Consider the following 1217-nt stretch of genomic DNA (forward strand, 5'->3'; position numbering starts at 1 on the left):
TTTTTTTTCATTACTGTATTCGAATTTAGAATCATATATATTCAGGACAGATACACCAATTTTACTGGATATATATACCCCGTTATTACTGGATGCTATTGCTAAATTAGCAAACAACAAGCAACTTGAAGCCAAAAGTAAATTTTTCATAATTAAGCACCAGTGAATGATTTCGGATGGAAACCTTACTGGAGTATAAGTGATGCAGGCGAGGTTATAGTCAGCGTAAGAAACTTCGAGGGATTACGCTAAACGGAGAGAATAAAATGAATATTTTTCAGGGTAAAATTCTGTAAAATACAATTCATTAGAAATAAATGCTCATCGTAATTATAATATTTAGATTCAACAGCTGAAATAAGTAGGTTGGCATCTCAAGAATATGTATTAAGATGCCAACTAAAAATCCTTAGAAACGGTAAGTTACACCAAACATAATGTCATGGCTTCTGACTTTCACTTTTGAGGTGTTTTCTTGGCTATCAGCGTAGTAACTCGCTTCAGATTTTCCAGCATCTAAGAAGCGGTATCCCATATCCAATGAAACGTGATTATTCACTCGGTATTGCGAACCTAAACCGACGCTCCACGCAAAGTTCGTGGTGGTTTTAGATTTGGTGAATTTTTCATGAGTGAATTGGTTCATGCTAACAATATGTTCATTGTAGTCGTAGCGCATTTTGTGGTTAATGCTTGCCATACCTAACCCGACGCTCACGTAAGGGGTAAATTTGGTGTCATTTTTGAAATCATAATAGGTATTGAGCATTACCGTATTTAAGGTGATATCGGTTTTGACATCATCCGAGCTACTTAAATCGACGTGGTCGTTGTAGGACGCCAAGTTATGGCTTGTGGACGCTTTTTCTCTCATCCCAAATTCAAGTTCGGTACGCAGAGGTAACGTGGTGGTTTTAGAAAAATCGTAACCGACGGCAATGTTGCCACCGAAAACAGAATCATTGGTATTTCCGAGATTGGTTTTTTCAAATTCGTTATCGCTAGTGAGCCATTTTTGATTTGAAACTTGGACAATTGAAGCCCCGATTTTACCTGAGACATACAGGCTTTCTGCCCCTGCAAAGGCAGCACTAGACACCAAACTGAGTAGAGATACGGCAATAATTTTTTTCATTATAAATTCCATTTAGCTATGTATTCGAATCACGCAATATGAGTATAGATAACTATTAAATTTATCTATGCAGGATCCCCAT

At 37.1% G+C, this 1217-nt stretch carries 1 protein-coding gene; it reads right to left on the minus strand.

All coding sequences use genetic code 11. From position 1 onward, the window contains the following. Window positions 1-409 precede the first annotated feature (409 nt). On the minus strand, window positions 410-1135 hold the full coding sequence (locus JK188_RS17465) for an outer membrane protein (protein WP_132497057.1): 726 nt from the start codon (window positions 1133-1135) through the stop codon (window positions 410-412). Between the last annotated feature and the right edge of the window lie 82 nt (window positions 1136-1217).

The sequence above is a fragment of the Providencia sp. JGM181 genome, assembly GCF_018257375.1.
Taxonomy (GTDB): Bacteria; Pseudomonadota; Gammaproteobacteria; order Enterobacterales; family Enterobacteriaceae; genus Providencia; species Providencia lanzhouensis.

Bases quoted from the DNA above. Each gene is read 5' to 3' on its own strand.
- JK188_RS17465 (WP_132497057.1), bottom strand. From the start codon at position 1,135: ATGAAAAAAATTATTGCCGTATCTCTACTCAGTTTGGTGTCTAGTGCT.